The 1235-nt window shown below is 58.5% G+C and carries 1 protein-coding gene; it reads right to left on the bottom strand.

Features of this window, described 5'->3' with window-relative positions; translation table 11 throughout:
• Positions 1-34 precede the first annotated feature (34 nt).
• Positions 35-1158, bottom strand: a protein-coding gene (locus tag WS68_RS10790; RefSeq protein ID WP_156429462.1) for an IS3 family transposase whose coding sequence is annotated in 2 segments (ribosomal slippage) — positions 35-897 and positions 897-1158 — 1125 coding nt in all. Because the reading frame shifts where the segments join, the coding sequence is not laid out codon by codon here.
• Positions 1159-1235: the final 77 nt, after the last annotated feature.

Raw genomic sequence — 1235 nt, 5'->3', positions numbered from 1 at the left:
TGAACGGTCCCGGTTTTCAGTGCCAAAGGCAGTGTTAGTCTTCGGCGTTCTGTTGGTCCGTCAGTTGGGCCTGCAGGCCCAACTGACGGACGTATTCGGCGGGCGGCACTTCACCGAGAGCCCTGTGAGGACGACTCTCGTTGTATTCGACCCGCCATCGTTCAATCTGCTCCCTGGCGTCGGCCAGCGATGTGAACCAGTGCACGTTCAGGCATTCGTCTCGTAGCGTGCCGTTGAACGACTCCACGAATGCGTTATCCGTTGGCTTGCCGGGCCGGCTGAAGGCAATCTCGACCTTGTGATGGTAAGCCCATAGGTCCATCACCTGACTCGTAAATTCCGAGCCGTTGTCACAAAACAGCGTGCGGGGTGCTCCGCGTTTGCTCCTCAGCTCATCCAGTGCACGCACGACATCTGAAGCGCTCAGTCGCTGGCCAACATCGATGGCTAGTGCCTCGCGCGTGAAGACGTCGATGATGGTCAGCGCGCGGAACTTCTGGCCGTTCGAAAGCTGATCGGCGACGAAGTCCAAGCTCCACGCCTGATTTGCCGCCGTCGTCTTTGCACGTGCCGGGCGGCTCATCTGTGCACGCCGCTTGCGATTTGGCCTGTAGCGCAGCGACAGCCCTTCCTCACGATACAGACGGTACAGCCGATTCTTGCTGACCTGATAGCCCTCCCGTAGCAGCAGTACGCGTATCTTGCGGTAACCATAGCGCACCCGCGTCGCCGCGATTTCACACATGCGCTGCCGCAATGCAGTCTGCGGGTCGCGGTGGCTGCGATACTGGTACACCGAGCGCGATATGGCCACCAGGCGGCAGGCACGCCGCTCTGCTACTCCATAGGCGGACTTGAGATAATCCACGACGTGGCGCCTCGGCGAGGACTTCACCACTTTTTTTTCAATACGTCGGTCAGCATCGCCTTGTCCAACGTCAGCTCCGCGACCACCTTCTTCAGTTGGGCGTTCTCGTCTTGGAGCTGCTTGAGTTGTCGCACCTGGTCCGTCTGCAAACCGGTATACACCTTCTTCCAGCGATAGAAGGTTTGCTCCGAAATGCCCACGTGACGAATCAGTTCCGCTACCGGCATCCCTGCTTCGGCCTGTTTCAACACCGCCACAATCTGCTCGACACTGAAGCGCTTGCGTTTCATCGTACGGCTCCTTTCATACTGAAAAAGTCCGCCGAAAACTCGACTACATCATGGCACTGTTTGCTGGGGGCCGATCA

Origin of the sequence: Burkholderia sp. TSV86 (assembly GCF_001522865.1) — a bacterium.
Classification (GTDB): domain Bacteria; phylum Pseudomonadota; class Gammaproteobacteria; order Burkholderiales; family Burkholderiaceae; genus Burkholderia.
The sequence above is the reverse complement of the archived record's forward strand: the minus strand, read 5'-3'. Positions and strand labels throughout refer to the sequence as shown.